This is a genomic window from Streptomyces odontomachi, assembly GCF_024435355.1.
Lineage (GTDB): Bacteria > Actinomycetota > Actinomycetes > Streptomycetales > Streptomycetaceae > Streptomyces > Streptomyces odontomachi.
This window is the reverse complement of the sequence record NZ_JAMJWG010000010.1, coordinates 289,416-308,180: the sequence shown is the minus strand read 5'-3', so window position 1 is coordinate 308,180 and position 18,765 is coordinate 289,416. Positions and strand designations below refer to the sequence as shown.

Genomic DNA, 18,765 nt, shown 5'->3' with positions numbered 1-18,765 from the left:
TGACCGCAGATCCGGCCGGCGGATGCTGGAACAGGGATAGAGGCAAACGACGCACCCTCACTAGGCTCCGAACGCATTCGAAGCCAAACGTTCAGCTTCGAACATCGGGCAGAGGAGGGGTCCTCGATGACGGACGACCGGCTGTTCGCCCCGCAGCGCCGGAAGCGGCTGATGGACGAGCTGCGCCGGCACGGTGCCGTCCGGGTGCACGACCTGGCCCGGGCCCTGCACGTGAGCGAGCTGACCATCCGGCGCGACATCGTCGCGCTGGCCGGACGCGGGCTGCTCACCCGGGTGCACGGCGGGGCCATCCTGCCGACCGAGCTGCACCAGCCGCCGGTGCGCCGGCAGCGGCCCGCGTCGACGGCGTTCACCATCGGCATGGTGGTGCCGTCGCTGGACTTCTACTGGCCGTCGATCGTGAGCGGCGCACGCACCGCGGCTGCCGCGCACGGCGTCCACATCCAGCTGCGCGGGTCGAGTTACGACCCGGCCGAGGACCGCCGGCAGATCGCCCGGCTGACCGCCGCCCGCCAGGTCCAGGGGCTGCTGCTGGCGCCCAACCTGGAGGGGGAGGGCGTCGACGAGATGATCGACTGGATCGGCCGGCTGCCGGTGCCGACGATCCTGGTCGAGCGGCACACCCCGCACTGGACCCCGACCCCGCAGCAGCTGGAGTGGGTGCGCAGCGACCATGCGCTCGGTCTTGAGATGGCCGTGCGCCACCTCCACGACCACGGCCACCGCCGGATCGGCATCGTGCTCTCCAAGGGCAGCCCGACCTCGGCCCACCTCGCCGTCGGCTGGCACCGCGCCTGTGCCGAGCTGGGGCTGCGGGACGCGTTCGTGGTCAGGGAGAGCGTCGCCCTGGACGTGCCGGGCCACCGGGAGATCATCGGCGGGATCCTCGAACGGTGCCGGCGCGGCCGGATCACCGCCCTGATCGTGCACAGCGACCCCGACGCCATGTCGATCGCCCAGTACTTCACCGAGCAGGGCCTGACCATCCCCGACGACATGGCGCTGGTCAGCTATGACGACGAGGTGGCACAGCTGGCCGAGCCGGCCATGACCGCGGTGCGCCCGCCCAAGGCGCGGGTCGGGCGGATGGCGGTCGAGATGATGGTGTCCCGGCTGCTGGAGGGCCGGCGCCGCCCTCCGCAACGCGTGCTGGTCCTGCCCGAGCTGGTGATCCGCCACTCCTCGGTGACCCGGTCCGGAGCGGCGCGGCGACGCCGCGGCTGAGCGGGGACGCAGGTCGTCGCTGCGGGGGCTTGAGGTAGGTCGAAAAGCTGCCGATCACTTCTCCGTACCGCCGGCAGACGGCGGACACCAGCCGCACCGCGAAGGAGAAGGCCATGACCACCTGGTCCCGCGAGGATCTCGACCGCATCGCCACCACCGACGAACTCCAGGTCGCCCCCCAGCAGGACGACGGCACCCTGCGCAGCCCCACGACCGTCTGGGTCGTGCGGGACGGGGACGACGTCTACGTACGCTCGTACCGCGGCGCCTCGGGCCACTGGTTCCGCACCGCTCAGACCAGCCACGCGGGGCACATCACCTGCGACGGCGTCGACACGGACGTCACGTTCGCGGAAGAGCCCGACCCGACCGTCAATGACCGCGTCGACACCGCCTACCGCAGCAAGTACCGCCAGTTCAGCGAGTACGTGGCCCCCATGGTGGCCGCCGGCGCCCGCGCCACCACGCTGAAGCTGCTCCCGCGCTGACACCGCCGACCGCGACGGGTCACCACCGGCCGGTCCCGATCCGGGCCCCCGATCCCGAGCATCCCGAAGGGGCGGAGGAGGGAAAAGGACCGCCGGGGGAGAGCCGCGATCGAGACGGGAGGTGTCGTGGGGGTATGTGCTCCCCCACTGCCTTGAGGGCGTGGGAGGTACCCCCAGCAGGACCGCCGCTGGGTGCCGGTGAACTGGCGGTCCAGGACCATCGCGCCGGCCGAGCACGTACATACCCCCGTGACACCGACCCACCACCCCACCGAAGGCGGCCCTTCGGCACCCCGCCGCGGCCCGCTTCGGTGGTCGAGCGCCGGCTCCCGCGGTCGAGCGCCCCGCTCACCACGTGGGTTCCACGGTGCGCGGGGCGCAAGGGTCAGGCATCGAGGCCACCGCGCGCGATCAGCTGGCGTGCGATCACGTTGCGCTGGATCTCGTTGGTGCCCTCGCCGACGATCATCAAAGGGGCGTCCCGGAAGTAGCGTTCCACGTCGAACTCGGTGGAGTAGCCGTACCCGCCGTGGATCCGCACCGCGTTGAGCGCGATCTCCATGGCGGTCTCCGACGCGAACAGCTTCGCCATGCCCGCCTCCATGTCCACGCGGCGACCGGCGTCGGCCTCGCGCGCCGCGTACAGGGTGAGCTGGCGGGCCGCCGTCAGGGAGGTGGCCATGTCGGCCAGGTAGTTGCCGATCGACTGGTGCTGCCAGATCGGCACGCCGAACGACTCGCGTTCCCGGGCGTAGGCCAACGCGTCCTCCAAGGCCGCCCGTCCCACGCCGAGGGCGCGCGAGGCGACCTGAAGGCGGCCGGTCTCCAGGCCCTTCATCATCTGCGCGAAGCCCTTGCCCTCGACGCCGCCGAGCAACGCGTCCGCCGGCACCCGGTAGTCCTCGAAGGCCAGCTCGCAGCTCTCCACGCCCTTGTAGCCGAGCTTCGGCAGGTCACGCGAGACGGTCAGGCCCGGCCCGTGCTCGGCGAGCAGGATGGAGATGCCCCGGTGCGCGGGGGTCGCGTGGGGGTCCGTCTTGCACAGCAGCGCGATCAGCTGGGAGCGGCGTGAGTTGGTGATCCACGTCTTCGCGCCGTTGACCACATAGCCGTCCCCGTCCTCGTCCCGGCGGGCGATGGTGCGCATGGCCTGGAGGTCGGAGCCGCCGCCCGGCTCGGTGAGTGCCATGGTCGCCCGGATCTCGCCGGTGGCCATCTTCGGCAGGTAGCGGCGCTTCTGCTGCTCGGTGCCGAAGTGCAGCAGCAGCTTGGCGACGACGGTATGCCCGCCCATCGCGCCGGCCAGGCTCATCCAGCCGCGCGCCAGCTCCTCGGTGATCAGGACGTAGCAGGAGGTGGAGACGGGCGTGCCGCCGTACTCCTCCGGGACCGCGAGCCCGAAGATGCCGAGCTGCTTCATCTGCTCGATGAGCGCTTCGGGGTAGGTGTTGGCGTGTTCGAGTTCCTGGACGACCGGTTTGACGCCCTTGTCGACGAAGTCGCGGACGGTGGCGACGATGAACCGCTCGTCCTCGGAGAGGACGTCGAGGGTGCTCATGGCGAGTCTCCTTGCTGGCGCGTTGCGGGCTGGGTGGAGGGCGCACGCCGGAGCGCTCGGAGCGGTGCGCCGAGGGGCCCGGCCGATCCGGTCAGATGACGCCGCCGGCCCGCAGGGCCGCGACCTCACCCGGGCCGTACCCCAGCTCGGCCAGGATCGGCTCGGTGTGCTCGCCCGGGCCGGGGACGGCGCCCATGCGGGGAGTGACGCCCGCCAGGTCCACCGGCGGCAGCAACGCGGACACGGCGGCGCCCCCGGGCAGCCGGACGTCCGTCCAGCGGTCGCGTCCGCTGAGCACCGGGTGGGCCAGGAAGTCCGCGACGTCGTTGACCCGGGCGTTGGCGATGCCGGCCGCGTCCAGCAGGGCCATCGCCGCGGCGCTGTCCGAGCGCTGGAACCGGTCGGTGACGACGGCGTTCAGCTGCGTGCGGTGCGCCACCCGGGCGGAGCCGGTCGCGAACCGCGGGTCGTCGACCAGGTCGGGACGCTCCAGGAACCGCTCGCACAGGGCGGTCCATTCGCGTTCGTTCTGGATGGAGATCAGCACGTCCACGCCGTCGGCGGCGGTGTAGGCGCCGTACGGGGCGATGGTGGCGTGCTGGGTGCCCAGGCGGGCGGGCTGGCCGCCGCCGTGGCGGGTGTAGTAGGCGGGCTGGCTGAGCCACTCGGCGAGCGCCTCGAACAGCGACACCTCCACGGCCCGTACGGTGCCCTTGGTGGCCCGTACGAACAGCGCGGTGAGCAGGCCCGAGTAGGCGTACATGCCCGCCGCGATGTCGGCGACCGACACGCCCACCCGGGCGGCCTGCTGCTCGCTCCCGGTCAGCGAGACCAGCCCGGTCTGGCACTGGATCAGCAGGTCGTACGCCTTGCGGTCGGACCACGGACCGCTGGATCCGTAGCCGGTGATCGCACACGGGATCAGCCGGGGGAACCGCTCGGCGAGGGCTTCGGCGCCGAGTCCGAGGCGGGTCGCGGCGCCGGGGGCCAGATTCTGCACGAAGACGTCGGCCGTGCCGAGCAGCTGCTCCAGCACCGCCCGGCCGCGCTCCGACTTCAGGTCCAGGGCCAGCGACTCCTTCGACCGGTTGAGCCAGACGAAATAGCTGGACTCGCCGTGCACGGTGGTGTCGTAGCGCCGGGCGAAGTCGCCGCCGCCGGGACGCTCCACCTTGATCACTCTGGCGCCGAGGTCGGCGAGCTGCCGGGTGGCGAAGGGCGCCGCCACCGCCTGCTCGACGCTGACCACGGTGATGCCCGAGAGCGGCAGTTCCTCGGGGTGCTCCTGCATGCTGACCTCCCAGCCTCCGGGTGACCTTCCGGCAGATAGCCATCATGTGCGCTTATGTTGACGGCCGTAAAATAGCGATGGGTCATCGCGTCATGCCGGGTGTGGATGGGAACGAGAAGCCTTGGACATCAAACAGCTCAAAGCGCTGGTCACCGTGGCCGAGATAGGGAGCGTCACGCGCGCCGCCGAGCTGCTGCACCTCGTCCAGCCGGCGGTCACGCGGCAGATCCGGGCACTGGAACAGGAGCTGGGAGCCGCGCTCTTCGAGCGCACCCGGCAGGGCATGAAGCCCACCGAAGCCGGGCTGATCATGGTCGAGCGGGCCCGGCGCGCCCTGGACGAGCTGGAGCGGGCCCGCGCCGAGGTGCAGCCGACCCCCGGCGTGGTGGCGGGCATCGCCACGGTGGGGCTGCTGGAGAGCACCGTCGACCTGCTGGCGGAGCCGCTCGTGACGGCCGTCGCCGAGCGCTACCCGGACGTCGAGCTGCGGCTGATGACCGCTTACTCCGGCCATCTGCAACGCTGGCTCGACGACGGCGACCTGGACCTCAGCCTGCTCTACAACCTGGACAGCACCCCGTCCCTGAACGCCCTGCCGCTGGTCCACGAACAGCTGTGGGTGGCCGCGCCCCCGTCGGCCGGGCTGCGTGCCACGCGCGCGGTCTCCTTCGCCGAGGCCGCGGCGCACCCGCTGGTCATGCCGGCGGCCGGCCATGCGCTGCGCACGCTCATCGACGCGGGCGCGGCCCGCGCCGGGACCCGCCTGGACGTCGTCGTGCAGACCAACTCCCTCCGGGTCCAGAAGCAACTGGTACGCGCCGGGCACGGCTGGACGGTGCTGCCGGGCGTCGGGATCGCCGGGGACGTCGCGGACGGCACCCTGAGCGCCGCGCCGCTGTGCGAGCCCGACGTGCGGCGCTCCGTCGTCCTCGGCTCACCACGCACCGGCCGGACCCCCTCCGCCGTGGACGCCGTCGCCCGGGAACTGGTCCGCCAGGTGCACCGTGCCGTGGAACGGGGCACGTGGCCGTCCGCCCGGTTCCAGGGGCAGGGATAGGGCGCCCGGTAGGGAGCCCGGTCACGTGCCCCGCCACGCGGCACCCCACCATGCACCCCGCGCATACGGCCATCACGTCTTTCTCTACCGGGCGGTCAGCTACCCGACGCCGTTCGGGGGCGTCGAGGGCTCCGGGCTCGGCCGTGAGAACGGCATCGGCGCCGTGCGGGCCTACCTGGCGGACAAGAGCGTCTGGATCAACACCGGCGCCCCCACCGGCAACCCGTTCGTGATGCGCTGACGTACCGGAAGACCCGTCGGACCCGAGAAAGGCACTGGCACACCATGTCGCACACGTCGCCCCCGCTCAGCTCCTACGTGGAGTCGTGGACCCCCGGGCCCCTCACGGACGACGACCCGCTGCCACCCGGTCCCGTGGCGGCCGTCTCGGCCCTGCTGGACCTGCCCGAGGCGGTGGCGGCGGCGGGCGAGGAGGTGCCGCCGCTGTGGCACTGGTTCTACTTCCTGCGCTGGCCCGCCCAGCGCGCACTCGGCCCCGACGGCCACCCGAGCGGGGGCCGTTTCCTGCCGCCCGTCCCCGACCGGCAGCGCATGTTCGCCGGAGGCCGCTGCGAGATCCTCCGCCCGCTGCGGCTCGGGGCACCGGCCCAACGCGTGCGGAGCCTGGGCTCGGTGACGCCCAAGAGCGGCCGTACGGGGGAGATGCTGTTCGTCACCGAGCGCCATGAGGTACGGCAGGACGGCGAGCCCTGCCTGGTCGAGGAGCAGGACCTCGTCTACCGCTCGGGCCGTAGCCAGGCCTCCGGGCGCCCCGCCACCCCGACCGCCGACGCCGGAAACGCGGGCGACGCCGGCGACCCTGCGGGTTCCGTCGACGCGGCGGAGCCGGCAGCCGAGGGCCCCTGGCAGCTCCGGCTGCGCCCCGACCCGACCCTGCTGTTCCGTTTCAGCGCCCTCACCGCCAACGCCCACCGCATCCACTACGACACGCCGTACGCCCGCGAACAGGAGGGCTATCCCGGCCTCGTCGTCCACGGGCCGCTGCTAGCCCTGCTGATGCTCGAACTGGCCCGGCGGGAAGCGCCGGAGCGCCGGGTGCGCACGCTGTCCTACCGGCTGCGGCGACCGGTCTTCGTCGGCGAGCCCCTCCTGGCCGACGGCGCGCCGTCCGGCGGAACCGCCCGGATGCACATCGCCACCCGCGGTGGAACGCGGCACGCCACCGCAGAGGTGACGTTCGCGTGAACCCCGACCGCGCCGGCACCGACCGCGCCGGCACCGACCGCGCCGGCACCGACCGCGCCGGCACCGACCGCGGCGACGACGGCACCGGCGACCGTCCCGGCCCACGCGCGCACGCCCCGGACACCGCACGCATCGCGGTCACCACGGTCGACGGGCAGATGGTCGGCAGACCCGTGCTGGAGCGTGCCCGCCGCATCCTGGCGGCACGGACGCCGCCGAGCCGCCGATGACGTGAAGGACGCCTCCGCACCGCCGCGTTGAGACCGGCGGGACCGGCGGGACGCGCCCTGTACGCCATGGCACCGAGGGCTTACATTGGGCGCCACGGTCGCCCGCCGGTCCCGTGCTGTCCACGCTGTCCACGCTGTGCACGCCGTCTCCCCTGTCCGTGCCGGCCACGCTGGTCAGCGGCTCGTTCCGGCCGGGGTGGCGACTTCGAGGGGCGGGAACCCTTTTCGAAGGAGTTCACGGTGCGACGACATCTCGCACGCCTGGCTGCCGTTTTCGCCGCCCTGTTCGCGTTGCTCGCGGTGCCCGGTCTGACGGCGGCGCCCGCGCAGGCCGCCGACGACTGGAATCCGCCCTCGGACCTGGTCCAACCGCTCAGCGAGGTCTGGAGCCACGTCGAGTCGACCTACCCCGACCTCTACGGGTTCAAGAACTACGGCTGGGACCAGATCATGGCCAACAAGGGCAGCATCAACTACTGCGTCCGCTGGGACTCCGACGCCCCCGTCAGCGCCGACCTGCGCGACCGCGTCGACGCCGCGCTGAAGAGGCAGTTCGCCAAGTGGATCGCGGCCATGGTGGACAACGGCCAGGGCTGGAACGCCTGGCCGTACACCAGCGTCCCGGTCAACGTCGTCGGCTGGGCGGCGAAGGACCGCTCCACGCTCCAGTGGAACGACAACTCGGTCGACGTCTACTCCGGCGTCCTCGACAGCGAGGGCGCCCCGCAGTGCGCACCCGACTGCGGCCGCTTCTTCCACCAGGACAACAACTACTCGCAGTGCCCCGGTGGGGCGGCCCGCCACTACGACCTGTCGCTGTGGCTCACGAAGGGCTTCTCGGGCGGTGCCGGCGGGGACTGGGGCCAACGTGTCGGATCGGAGTACTTCACCGGCGCGCTGGACCAGGACAACATCCATATCTATCTCCATGAGGTCGGCCACACGTTCGGCCTGGACGACTTCTACGACTGGACCCCGACCGGCGTGTGCTGCTTCCTCATGAACGCGGGCAGCGCCACGCAGATCACCGAGTTCGACAAGTGGATGCTCCGTGACTTCTGGCGCCACCTGAAGAACCGCTACGGCTACTGACGCAGGGCCGCGGGCCGGTCTTCGGCGGCCCCGGTACGGGCAGGCGGGCGGCTGACCGCCTGCCCGTCGTCGTCGGTGGGCACGGGCACACTGTTCCCCTCACATCTGCGGAAGGGGACGGCCGTGATCGAGCAGTGGGTGGCCATGGCGGGCGAGGGCGACGAGACCCGGGCCTGGCAGGAGGTCACCCGGTTCGCCGAGGACCTGCCCGAGGAGCAGGCCGAGGAGCTGGCCGCTGAGTTGGCCGGTTGGCCGGGGCGGCGCCCGATGCCGTACCGCTGGTGGCAGGAACGACACCGCGGCGAGCGGCATCCGTGGCACCGCCTGGCCGACCACCGTGTCGTGTACGTGGACCCGGAGATGCTGGACGATCCGGACGCGTACGAGGAGTGCGACGGAGGCCCGCCGGTCGACGGCGAGAGGCAGCCCGACTTCGCGTCGGGGATCGACGCCCTGGCGGTCAACTCGGACCTGCGGAGGGTGGCGCTCGCCACCGCAGCCCAGGGCAACCACGAGTGCGGTGAGATATGGCTGTTCGACGCCGAGACCGGCACGTGGGACTGCGACGACGACCTGGGGGACGAGTGGATCGGAGCGGGCGGCGACATCGCCTTCAGCCCTGACGGCGCGCTGCTCGCGGTGGCGAGCACGACGAACCTGCCGGTGCTGGTCTGGCGCACGGACGGCATGGTGCGGCTGTGGGCGGCGGGGGACGCGGCGGCCTGGCGGACCGGTGACCTGGCGACGGACGACGGCGAGTACCTCCGGGACGCGGCCGACGGGCTGCCGTTCTCGCACATCGGCTTCAGCGGCGACGGCCGGTTGCTCGTCGCGGTCAGCGCTCCCCTTCCCCTGCATGAGGAGGAGGCCGAGGACCGGCGCATCGTCGTGGCCGTGGCGGAGACCGGCGAGGTGGTGTGCGCCATGACCGCACCGGTGCGGGGCGGTGCCGTGCTCGACCGGTCGGGCCGGCGGCTGGCCCATGTGGGGGACGGGGGCGAGGTGCTGGTCCACGACGTGGCCACCGGCGCCCTCCTGACCCGGCACCGCACCGGTCTGCCGACCGCCCGCACCCTCGTGTTCGCCCCGGACGGGGAGACGATCGCCGTCGGCGGCGAAGGTGCCGTGGAAGTGATCCGTACCGGAGCCGGACCCGGACCCGAGGACGCCGGGCCCCGCACGATCGAGGGCACCTGCCAGGCGCTGCACTGGTCCCCGGACACGCTGCGCGCCCTGGTCGCCGAAGGAGACCGGCTGACCGTGGTCGACGCGGCGGGCCGGGCAGTGTGGACGGGGGAGACGACGCAATCCGGCCCGGGTACGGCCGCCTTCACCCCCGACGGGCGCGCCCTGCTGACCGTCGACGACGACACGACCGAGGTGATCGCCTGGTTCCTCGACGGCGGGGAATGAGGGGGCGCACGGCGCACGATCGGTGGACCGTGCTGCTGCTCGGCTGACTCAGGCCCCGTTCCGGACGGGTCGGGCGTTCGGAACGGGGCCGGAGGCCGGGCGGCTCGGCGGGACGGCTCAGACGAAGTCGACGTCGCTGCAGAAGAAGTAGATCTGGTCGGCGTGCGAGGCCTTCCAGACCGTGTAGACGATGTGGTGACCGCTGCGGCCGGGTGCGCTGACGCTGGCGTAGTAGTGGTTGGCCGGCGCCACCTTGGAGGTGGTGGTCAGCAGCTCCAGGTCGCCCCAGTCCAGGGCGTCCGTCTCGGCGTCGTACCCCTGCTTGGTCACGTAGACCTTGAGGTAGTCGGAGCCGTGCATGGCCTGGTCGTACACGTCGACCGTGAAGTTGGTGCTCTTCTGGCTGGTCTTCCACGGGCCCGGGTTGTCCAGGGAGTTGTACCGGCCGTCTCCGGTGTGGCCGGCGCTGCACAGCTGGTTGTCGGGGATGAAGGCCTCGTAGTTGCCGCCGGTGCCCTCGCGGTACAGACCGTTCCAGTTCCACATGGCGTTGGTGTCCCACTGCCACGCCTGCCAGCACATGGGGTCTTCCTGCTCCATGGCCGGGTTCTGGAAGTCGTTGCCCCAGACCTGCCAGCAACGGTAGTTGCGGGAGACGGGGTCCGCGGTGGAGCCGTGAGCGGAGGCGTTCGGGCTGGACCAGGGCACCATCAGGAGCGTGGCGGCGGCCAGCACCGCCAGCAGGGCGCGGAGGGTCCAACTACGTGTCTCGGTGCGATCGTGTCGTAGCGTCAACACTGCGACTCCTCGTCCGGGAGAGGGGGTGGAGGGGGAGCGGGGAGCAAGGGATCATGGGAGCGCTCCCAGTGATCGGACCTTTTCCCGGTAGTCGGGCGCTTGAAACGCTCCAATGCGGGGTTGGTGAAAGGTGCCGGGGATCATTGCACCGAGCACCTGGGTTCTTCCAGGAGAAGCTCGGGAGTCCGCGGGCCGCCGACGCTCCTTTGCCTCCGACGGAGCCCGAGGTCGGGCGGCAGCGTTCGTATACTCGAACAGCATTCTTCGCCCTGCGAACCGTCGCGACCGCTGCACCGTCCGTTGACCGCCACTCGCAGAACCACCGAACTGCCGAACCACCGAACTGCCGAATCACCGAGTGGCCGAATCGGCGAATCGCCCATCGCCGAGTGGCCGTTGCGCCGGAGCGGCGTCCACAGCACACCGTCTCGAAGGAGAAGCCGCACATGGTCCCACCGCCCCCGCCTCGGTCGCAGGCCGGCTCCGGCGAGTCGCCGGGGTCGTCCGGGGCGACGATCAAGTCGGCCGACCGGGTGCTGGCGATCTTCGACCTGCTGGCCGAGAAGGGGACCGTACGCTTCGTGGACGTGGTCAACGCCCTCGGGCTGCCCCGGTCCAGCGCGCACGGGCTGCTGGCCACCATGACCGCACGCAACTACCTGGAGTTCGACGAGGCCAGCCGCCACTACGCGCTGGGCCTGCGCGCCTGGCAGCTCGGCCAGTCCTACGCCGGCCACGGCGACCTGGAGGCCCGTGCCCGGCCGCTGATGGACGAACTCGCCAAGACCAGCGGCGAGACCGTGCAGCTCGCCCGCCTGGACGGCATCTTCAACGTCTACGTCGCCATCGCCGAATCGCCGCAGCCCATGCAGCTGGTCTCGCACGTCGGCTCACGGCTGCACGCGCACGCCACCGGGGTGGGCAAGGTGCTGCTGGCCGCCCTCGACCCGGCGGAGGCGCGGCGCCGGCTGGCCGCCCAGCCGCTGCCGCGCCTGACCGAGCGCACCGTCACCGACGTCGACACCCTGATGGACGTACTGGCGCAGGTGCGGGCCAGCGGGTACGCGCAGGACCATGAGGAGTACGTGGCGGGCTGCCACTGCGTGGCCGTACCCGTCCGCGACCGGCAGGGCGGCACCCTCGCCGCGCTCTCGCTCTCCACGCCCACCTTCCGCTGCGACGAGCAGCGGGCGGCCGAGCAGCTTCAGCTGCTGCGGGCCCTGGTGGACCGGCTGGAGCGCCTGCTGGGACGGTGACGGCCGCCGGCCGGCGCCCGTCGATTCCTGGTCAGGGCAGGGAGCACGGCACCGATCACATCACAGCGCCCAGCTGCCAGGGCACGAACTCCTCGTCGCCGAAACCGAGTTCCTCGCTCTTGGTGTGCTTGCCGGAAGCGGTGTCCAGGACGAGCTGGAAGATCCGCCGGCCCATCTCCGCCACGTCGCACGTGCCGTCCGCCACCAGGCCGCAGTTGATGTCCATGTCGTCGGTCATGTGCTCGTAGAGCGGGGTGTTGGTGGCCAGCTTGAGGCTGGGGGCGGGCTTGCAGCCGAAGACGGAGCCCCGGCCGGTGGTGAAGCACAGCACCTGGGCGCCGCCGGCGACCAGGCCCGTCGCGTTCACCGGGTCGTAGCCGGGGGTGTCCATGAAGACCAGCCCACGCTGGGTGATCGGATCGGCGTAGCGGATCACGTCGACGAGGTTGGTCTGGCCGCCCTTCGCCGCCGCGCCCAGTGACTTCTCCAGGATGGTGGTCAGCCCGCCGGCCTTGTTGCCGGGCGAGGGGTTGTTGTCCATGGAGCCGCCGTGCCGCTGGGTGTACCCCTCCCACCAGCGGATCCGCTCGGCGAGCCGGTCGCCGACCGCGTCGCTGACCGCGCGGCGGGCCAGCAGGTGCTCGGCGCCGTAGATCTCGGGGGTCTCGCCGAAGACGGCGGCGCCGCCGTGCCGGATCAGCAGGTCGGCGGCGGCGCCGAGGGCGGGGTTGGCGGTGATGCCGGAGTAGGCGTCGGAGCCCCCGCACTCCATGGCGAGGGTGAGATGCGCGGCGCGCACCGGGGTGCGGCGCGCCTGGTCGGCCTCGGGGAGCATCTCCCGGATCCTCGCCACGCCTTCGGTCACCGTCTTCCGGGTGCCGCCGAACTCCTGGATGGTCATGGGGACGACCTTCTTGTGGTCGGGTATCCCCCAGGTGTCGACCAGCGACCTGACCTGGTTGACCTCACACCCCAGACCCAGGACGAGGAAGCCGGCGAAGTTGGGGTGCCGGGCGTATCCGGTGAGCGTGCGGCGCAGCACCTCCAGCGCCTCGCTGCCCTCGCCGGCCATGCCGCAGCCGGTCTGGTGGGTCAGCGCCACGACGCCGTCGACGTGCGGGTAGTCGTCCAGCACGCCGGGCGCCCCGGGGAGCCTGCGGAACCGCTCGGCGATCAGCTTGGCGGCGGTGGCCGAGCAGTTGACCGTGGTCAGGATGCCCAGGTAGTTGCGGGTGGCCACGGTGCCGTCCGGGCGCACGATGCCGTCGAACGTGGCGCGCTCCGCCTCCGGGACGTATGCGGTGGGCCGGGCGTCCACGCCGATCTCGAAGGCGCGCTCGAACGGGCGGAACTCCATGTTGTGGACGTGCACATGCTCGCCGGGCGCGATCTCGCGGGTGGTGAAGCCGATGACCTGCCCGTACTTGCGCACGGGGTGCCCGCCGGGCAGCGCGCGGAGCGCCACCTTGTGCCCGCGGGGTATCTCGCCGGCGACCTGGAAGGAGCGGCCGGCGGCGGTGAGCGGTACGCCGGCTGCGAGACCGGCCGTCGCGACCGCAACGTCGTCGTCCGCGTGCAGGACGAGTACCGGCGCCGATGACGTCGCCACGCCCATGAGTTCTCCCTGTCGGTAGGTCTGTCGGTTGGTCTGTCGGTTGGTCTGTGGGTAGGTGCCGTCGGCTGGTCTGCGGGTAGGTCTGCCGGTTGCTGTCGGGACCGGTGGGCGGGCCACCGGAGGGCTCCGCAGGACTCCGAAAAAAGTTCCCATATGAGAACTTCATATCGAATTCTCGAACACCCTGTCGGTCGGGCGGTTGTCGCGTCAAGGGGGCACGGGTGCCGGATTGCTCGCTGCATGCCTGTTGACCTCGGCAAGGACCCCTCCCTACGGTCACCTCTCATATTCTGAACATAGGTTCACGTATACGAAATCAGAGGCGCATGCACTCAGGACGCAAAGACGGGCGCACGAACGCTCGTTGGCTCATCGGCACCCTCCTGATGGTGGGCACGGCCATCTCCTACGTCGACCGAACGAACATCTCCGTCGCGCTGCCCTACATCGAGGATGACCTGCACATCAGCACCCAGATGAGCGGTGTCCTGCTGGCGGCCTTCTTCTGGACCTACGCACCCGGTCAGATCAGTGGCGGCTGGCTGGCCGACCGGATCGGCCCGCGGCTGGCGGCGGGGGCGGCGGTGGTGTGGTGGGGGTTCTTCACCGCAGCGAACGTCGTCGCCCGCGGGGTGTGGTCCCTGCTCTGCTTCCGGCTGTTGCTCGGTGCGGGCGAGTCCGTCGGTCCTCCGACGTTCGCCAAGGTCGTCGGCCGGTGGTTCCCCGTCAACGAGCGGGCCAAGGCAGCCGCTGTCTACGACAGCGGGTCCCGGCTGGGCACCGCGCTGGCCATTCCCCTGGTCGCGCTGCTGATCGGTGCCTTCGGCTGGCGTGCGTCGTTCGTCGTCACCGGTGCGGTCGGGGTGCTCTTCGGCATCGGCTGGTTCGTGCTCTACCGCGACCCCGACAGCCACTGGCTCGCCAACCGGGCCGAGCTGGACTACATCCGCAGCGGCGGCAGCCGGCAGGACGATGCGTCGGCGGGCCCGCCCGTCAAGGCCCGGTGGCGCGACCTGCTCCGGCACCGCACCGTCTGGGGCATGATGATCGGCTTCTTCGGGCTGAACTTCGCCTTCTACTTCTTCATCACCTGGTTCCCCAGCTACCTCGCCGAGGCCCGCGGACTCGACCTGATCAAGGTCGGCGTCTACGGCATGATCCCGCCGCTGTGCGCGTTCTTCGCCGAGTTCTTCGGCGGCTGGCTCTCCGACCGGCTGGCGCGGCGCTGGGGGGTGACCAGGGCCCGCAAGGTGCCCATCGTCATCAGCATGGTCCTGGCCTCGTCGATCGCGCTGGCTGCCGTGGTGCCGTCCGCGGCGCTGGCGATCGCCCTGATGGCCTTCGCGATGTCCTGTCTGGCGGTGGCCGGCGCCTGTATCTGGTCGCTGCCCGCCGACGTGGCGCCGGGCGAGCACCAGGTCGCCTCCGTGGCCGGCCTGCAGAACTTCGCCTCCAACCTGGCCGGCATCCTGTGCCCCATCTACTTCGGGCTCTTCCTGACCAGCGACGCGCACAGCTACGTCATACCCCTGGTGTCGACCGGTGCCGTCGTCATCCTGGGCGCCGCCGCCTACCTGTTCGTCTGCGGCCCGTTCGAGAAGCTCGCGCTGGCCGGTCAGGGGCCGGGCGAGGCGGCCGGCGCGACCAAGACGCGGACCACGCCGGTCGGTTGAGGCGTCCGCCGAGGGAGGCGGCGCACGGGACTGCACCTCGCCGGGCCCGGGCCGGGGCGCTGACAGGGCTGACAGGGGAGGAGGGCAGTGGAAAGGGACGGCGGAAAAGCGCGTGCGGGGCCGGCATCCGGTTGACAGGCTGGGAGCATGAGCCACCCGCACGACTCCGTCCCCGATCCCACCGCCACGCCCCGCGGAGGGGAGACCGACTGGATCAGTACCCCCCTCACCGCTGACCTGCTGCGCGGTGCGCTGGACCTGGAGCGCACGGCACGCGGGCTGCTGCCGCACCGGCTGCCCGCCTGGGCCCGTGCGCAGTGCGACGACCCGCAGCTCGCCCTGGCGGAGGCGCAGCCCTCCGGGGTACGGCTGCTGTTCCGCACCCGGGCCACCGCCATCGAGCTGGACACCCTCCGCACCAAGATGGCCTACGTGGGTGCCCCGCCCCGTCCGGACGGCCAGTACGACCTGCGCGTCGACGGGCGGCTGGCCGGGCGGGCCAGCGTCACCGGCGGCGACGTCAGGACGATGGACATGACCACCGGAGCCGTGCAGACCCAGCCGGGCCCGGTCGGCACCGTCCGGTTCACCGGACTGCCCGACCATGCGAAGGACGTCGAGATCTGGCTGCCGTACAACGAGATCACCCAGCTGGTCGCCCTGCGTACCGACGCCCCCGTGGAGAGCGTGCCGGCCGGTGAGCGCCCGGTGTGGCTGCACCACGGCAGTTCGCTCAGCCATGGCTCGGACGCCGAAAGCCCCTCCACGACCTGGCCCGCACTGGCCGCCGCAGGCGGCGACGTGGAGCTGGTCAACCTCGGCCTGGGGGGCGGTGCCCTGCTCGATCCGTTCACCGCCCGCGCCCTGCGGGACACTCCCGCGGACCTGATCAGCGTCAAGCTCGGCATCAACGTGGTCAACGCCGACCTGATGCGGCTGCGCGCCTTCACCCCGGCGGTGCACGGCTTCCTGGACACCATCCGCGAGGGGCATCCCAGCACGCCGCTGCTGGTCGTCTCGCCCCTCTACTGCCCCATCCACGAGGACACCCCGGGGCCCTGCGCCCCGGACTTCAGCAACCTCAAGGCCGGCAGGCTCCAGTTCCGGGCCACCGGCGACCCCGCCGAAGTCGCCGCCGGAAAGCTGACGCTCAACGTCATCCGTGAGGAACTGGCCCGCATCGTGCACCAGCGGGCGACCGACGACCCGGCCCTGTACTACCTCGACGGGCGTGAGCTCTACGGCGCGGCGGACTTCGCCGAGCTGCCGCTGCCCGACCAGCTCCACCCGGACGCCGCCACCCACCGCCGCATCGGCGAACGCTTCGCCGCACGGGTCTTCGGCGCGGGCGGGCCGTTCACCGGGAAGCCACGCTCGTGATCCCTTGATCCTTCCGTGGAACCCGGACCGGGCCCGGGCCGAGCAGGCCCCAAGCCCGGCCGGGCCCGGAACGGACAGATGTGGCGCAGCGGCCGGACCGCCGCGCCACATCTGCCGTACTTCTCCGGGGGAGCCGCCTCCGGAGAAGGGTCAGCTCACCGTGATGTTCGAGCTGCCGCTGCTCTGGTAGCCCTCGGACGCCATGATCATGTAGTAGGAGAAGCTACCCATCGGCATGCCCACACGGGACCACGCGTCGAAGTGGTTGCCGGTGGTGACGCTGCCACTGGTCCGCTTCGACTGGCGGACGCTCCAGTACTGGTTGAAGGTCTTGGTGCCTTCGACGGACGGGGCGTTGTAGCGCGTCGTCTCGTAGATGTCGTACGTGCCACCGTCGCTGGTGACGTTGCCCTTGTAGGTACCGGTGGGCTTGTAGGAGCCGTACCACTCGACGATGTAGTACTCGACCAGCGGGTTCGACGTCCATCCGTAGAGGGACAGGTAGCCGTTCCCACCGCAGTTGAAGCTGCCGCCGAAGTTCACGGTACGGCGGGAGCCGTTGCTCCAGCCCTTACCGGCGACGAAGTTGTTGGTGCCGTTCCACTGGGTGCTGTACTGGCCGCCGGAGCCCAGCGTCATGGACACCGAACCCTGGCTGTCGGTCCAGAACGAGTAGTAGTACCCGTTGTTGGTGCCCGTCTGGTTCGTGTTGATCGTCGTGTCGGCGTGAGCGGTGCCGGGCAGCAGCAGCCCGGACCCGGCCCCCAGTGCCAGGGCGCCGGCTCCCAGGGCGCTGGCCCCCATGAAGCCCCGGCGGCTGAGCTGGGGGAACGGGGCGTCGTCCATGTTCATGCTTCCTCCTTGTGAAGGCTGGCGGGGCGCCAGGGGAGGGTCGTGTTTCGACCCGGTGGGCCGGTGGTGGCCCAGGGCGCGCCGACGCACGTCGGCGTCGTGCAAGGGGGCGGGGCGTGGCCGGTCAGCTTGGGGCGTCGACCGGAGGGCCAGGTAACGCGTACGTGACCTGGACATGCCGAACAGTGTTGGACTGGCTCGTCGAGCTGTCAACAGTTTCGACAGGGATCGCGAAAACCGTTCTATGACTGGGAGTTGGGCCAGTGACTGTTATTCCTGGTCAAAGCGTCAGTCACCTGAGTCGCTGTCGGGTCGGCGGAAGGGAGCCTGGGATCAGGAGTCAAGATCAGCGCTAGCATTGTCGAAAGTTTCGGAACTCTTTCGCGTCGTGCCGCATGCGATGCGACAGGGTCCGGCAAGATCACAGCCGGCCCGTCGCGGCGGTCGCGAGGGGTGCGCCGTCGGGATGGTGAAGTCCGGGACCGGCGGGCGAGGGCGTGGACCTTCCGCGGATCGACCGTGGATCGTTTTCGGTCATCTGCGGACCGCCTGTGGATCGTCCGTGGTCCGCCCATGGACCGCCCATGGACCGTCCGTGAACCGTCGTGTGCGGCGTGCGGTCCGCATGCGGTCGTTGCTCGCATGGGTCGGCGCACCGGAGTTCGCCCCGAGTCCTGGTCCCGGCGATCGGACCGTTCTACTGTCCATGCCCATGACGTTCTCGATCGTGGGTCGGTCCGGTGCGGCCTTGGGCGTGGCCGTGGCAAGCAAGTTCCTGGCGGTCGGTGCCATGGTGCCCGCCGCGGAGGCCGGCGTCGGCGCCGTCGCCACCCAGGCAGCCGCCAACCTGCGGTACCGCCCGCAGGGCCGCGCGCTGCTGCGCACCGGCCTGCCTCCCGCGGACGTGGTCGCCGGCCTGGTGGCCACCGATCGCGAGCACGCACACCGTCAGCTGGGCGTGGTCGGCACCGAGGGCCCCGGGGCGACGTACACGGGCGCGGAGTGCCTGGACTGGGCCGGCGGTACGGCGGGCGACGGCTACGCGATCCAGGGCAACATCCTCACCGGCCCTGAGGTGGTCGAGGCCATGGCGGCGGCCTGGCTCGCCTCCCCGGAGCTCCCGCTGGACCGGCGACTGGTCGCCGCGCTGGCCGCGGGCGACACCGCGGGCGGTGACCGCCGGGGCCGCCAGAGCGCGGCCCTGTACGTGGTGGCTCCGGGCGCGGGGTACGGCGGCGGCAGCGACACCGCCTGCGACCTGCGGGTGGACGACCACCCCGACCCGGTCGGCGAACTGCGGCGCCTGCTGGACGCCCATGAGCTGCTGTTCGGCACGGCCGACCCGGACACCCTGCTGGACCTGTCGGGCGAACTGGCGGAGGAGGTCCGGAGCCTGGTCGGCGCGCGCGGTTACGCCTCGTTGGACACCTGGGCCGGAGTGGAGAACCTGGAGGGCCGGCTGGTCCCCGGCAAGATCGACCCGGTGGTGCTGGCGCACCTGAGGGACGGCGGACCGTCCCGGGAGGCGTGAGCCCCCTCAACGCCCGGTCGCCGCCGCCGACCAGGCCGATCACGCCGACCAGGTCGACCACGCCGCCTCCGCCGCCCCCG

General features: G+C 71.5%; 17 protein-coding genes. 12 read left to right on the top strand and 5 right to left on the bottom strand.

The window, feature by feature from the left end; genetic code table 11:
- Positions 1-126: 126 nt before the first annotated feature.
- Both NQO67_RS22250 and NQO67_RS22245 read left to right on the top strand, forming a co-directional pair.
- The gene (locus NQO67_RS22250; RefSeq protein ID WP_255951879.1) at positions 127-1,245 is read left to right on the top strand and encodes a substrate-binding domain-containing protein; all 1,119 of its coding nucleotides are present in this window, start codon (positions 127-129) and stop codon (positions 1,243-1,245) included.
- A 113-nt stretch (positions 1,246-1,358) separates the two neighbouring features.
- Positions 1,359-1,733, top strand: a complete 375-nt coding sequence (locus NQO67_RS22245) for a DUF2255 family protein (protein ID WP_255951878.1) — start codon at positions 1,359-1,361, stop codon at positions 1,731-1,733.
- Between the two features lie 385 nt (positions 1,734-2,118).
- Here the strand turns inward: NQO67_RS22245 and NQO67_RS22240 are convergent, their stop codons facing one another.
- A complete protein-coding gene (locus NQO67_RS22240; RefSeq protein ID WP_255951877.1) occupies positions 2,119-3,291 on the bottom strand; it encodes an acyl-CoA dehydrogenase family protein in 1,173 nt (390 codons plus the stop codon).
- Positions 3,292-3,382: 91 nt separating this feature from the next.
- Positions 3,383-4,582 carry a CaiB/BaiF CoA transferase family protein gene (locus NQO67_RS22235; protein ID WP_255951876.1) on the bottom strand — a complete coding sequence of 400 codons (1,200 nt, stop codon included), beginning with the start codon at positions 4,580-4,582 and terminating at the stop codon, positions 3,383-3,385.
- A 121-nt stretch (positions 4,583-4,703) separates the two neighbouring features.
- Here NQO67_RS22235 and NQO67_RS22230 point away from each other — a divergent pair, with 121 nt between their 5' ends.
- From NQO67_RS22230 to NQO67_RS22205, 6 genes are all read left to right on the top strand, one after another.
- The gene (locus NQO67_RS22230; RefSeq protein ID WP_255951875.1) at positions 4,704-5,639 is read left to right on the top strand and encodes a LysR family transcriptional regulator; all 936 of its coding nucleotides are present in this window, start codon (positions 4,704-4,706) and stop codon (positions 5,637-5,639) included.
- A gap of 25 nt (positions 5,640-5,664) precedes the next feature.
- Positions 5,665-5,880 (top strand): hypothetical protein, encoded by a 216-nt coding sequence (locus NQO67_RS22225; RefSeq protein ID WP_255951874.1) that lies wholly within the window; start codon positions 5,665-5,667, stop codon positions 5,878-5,880.
- 44 nt (positions 5,881-5,924) lie between these two features.
- A complete protein-coding gene (locus tag NQO67_RS22220; RefSeq protein WP_255951873.1) occupies positions 5,925-6,845 on the top strand; it encodes an HTD2 family dehydratase in 921 nt (306 codons plus the stop codon).
- Positions 6,842-7,075 carry a hypothetical protein gene (locus tag NQO67_RS22215; RefSeq protein ID WP_255951872.1) on the top strand — a complete coding sequence of 78 codons (234 nt, stop codon included), beginning with the start codon at positions 6,842-6,844 and terminating at the stop codon, positions 7,073-7,075. The genes NQO67_RS22220 and NQO67_RS22215 overlap by 4 nt, the downstream gene beginning before the upstream one ends.
- Positions 7,076-7,315: 240 nt before the next feature.
- Positions 7,316-8,167 carry a hypothetical protein gene (locus tag NQO67_RS22210; protein ID WP_255951871.1) on the top strand — a complete coding sequence of 284 codons (852 nt, stop codon included), beginning with the start codon at positions 7,316-7,318 and terminating at the stop codon, positions 8,165-8,167.
- Positions 8,168-8,290: 123 nt separating this feature from the next.
- Complete coding sequence (locus tag NQO67_RS22205) at positions 8,291-9,580, top strand: WD40 repeat domain-containing protein (protein WP_255951870.1); 1,290 nt, start codon at positions 8,291-8,293, stop codon at positions 9,578-9,580.
- 117 nt (positions 9,581-9,697) lie between these two features.
- Here NQO67_RS22205 and NQO67_RS22200 read toward each other — a convergent pair whose 3' ends face one another.
- Complete coding sequence (locus NQO67_RS22200) at positions 9,698-10,378, bottom strand: lytic polysaccharide monooxygenase (protein WP_255951868.1); 681 nt, start codon at positions 10,376-10,378, stop codon at positions 9,698-9,700.
- Positions 10,379-10,824: 446 nt separating this feature from the next.
- Between NQO67_RS22200 and NQO67_RS22195 the strand changes: the two genes are divergently transcribed.
- Positions 10,825-11,634, top strand: coding sequence for an IclR family transcriptional regulator (locus tag NQO67_RS22195; RefSeq protein WP_255951867.1), 810 nt, complete (start codon positions 10,825-10,827; stop codon positions 11,632-11,634).
- 55 nt (positions 11,635-11,689) lie between these two features.
- On the opposite strand, the gene NQO67_RS22190 is transcribed toward NQO67_RS22195, so the two are convergent.
- Positions 11,690-13,249 carry a UxaA family hydrolase gene (locus tag NQO67_RS22190; protein WP_255951866.1) on the bottom strand — a complete coding sequence of 520 codons (1,560 nt, stop codon included), beginning with the start codon at positions 13,247-13,249 and terminating at the stop codon, positions 11,690-11,692.
- A gap of 326 nt (positions 13,250-13,575) precedes the next feature.
- On the opposite strand from NQO67_RS22190, the gene NQO67_RS22185 reads away from it, so the two are divergent.
- Both NQO67_RS22185 and NQO67_RS22180 read left to right on the top strand, forming a co-directional pair.
- Entirely contained in the window at positions 13,576-14,922 is a 1,347-nt protein-coding gene (locus NQO67_RS22185; RefSeq protein WP_255951865.1) for an MFS transporter, read from the top strand.
- Between the two features lie 147 nt (positions 14,923-15,069).
- Complete coding sequence (locus tag NQO67_RS22180) at positions 15,070-16,302, top strand: SGNH/GDSL hydrolase family protein (protein WP_255951864.1); 1,233 nt, start codon at positions 15,070-15,072, stop codon at positions 16,300-16,302.
- Between the two features lie 150 nt (positions 16,303-16,452).
- Here the strand turns inward: NQO67_RS22180 and NQO67_RS22175 are convergent, their stop codons facing one another.
- Positions 16,453-17,154, bottom strand: a complete 702-nt coding sequence (locus tag NQO67_RS22175) for a glycoside hydrolase family 11 protein (protein WP_255951863.1) — start codon at positions 17,152-17,154, stop codon at positions 16,453-16,455.
- 712 nt (positions 17,155-17,866) lie between these two features.
- On the opposite strand from NQO67_RS22175, the gene NQO67_RS22170 reads away from it, so the two are divergent.
- Positions 17,867-18,685, top strand: a complete 819-nt coding sequence (locus NQO67_RS22170; protein ID WP_255951862.1) for a DUF1028 domain-containing protein — start codon at positions 17,867-17,869, stop codon at positions 18,683-18,685.
- Positions 18,686-18,765 lie beyond the last annotated feature (80 nt).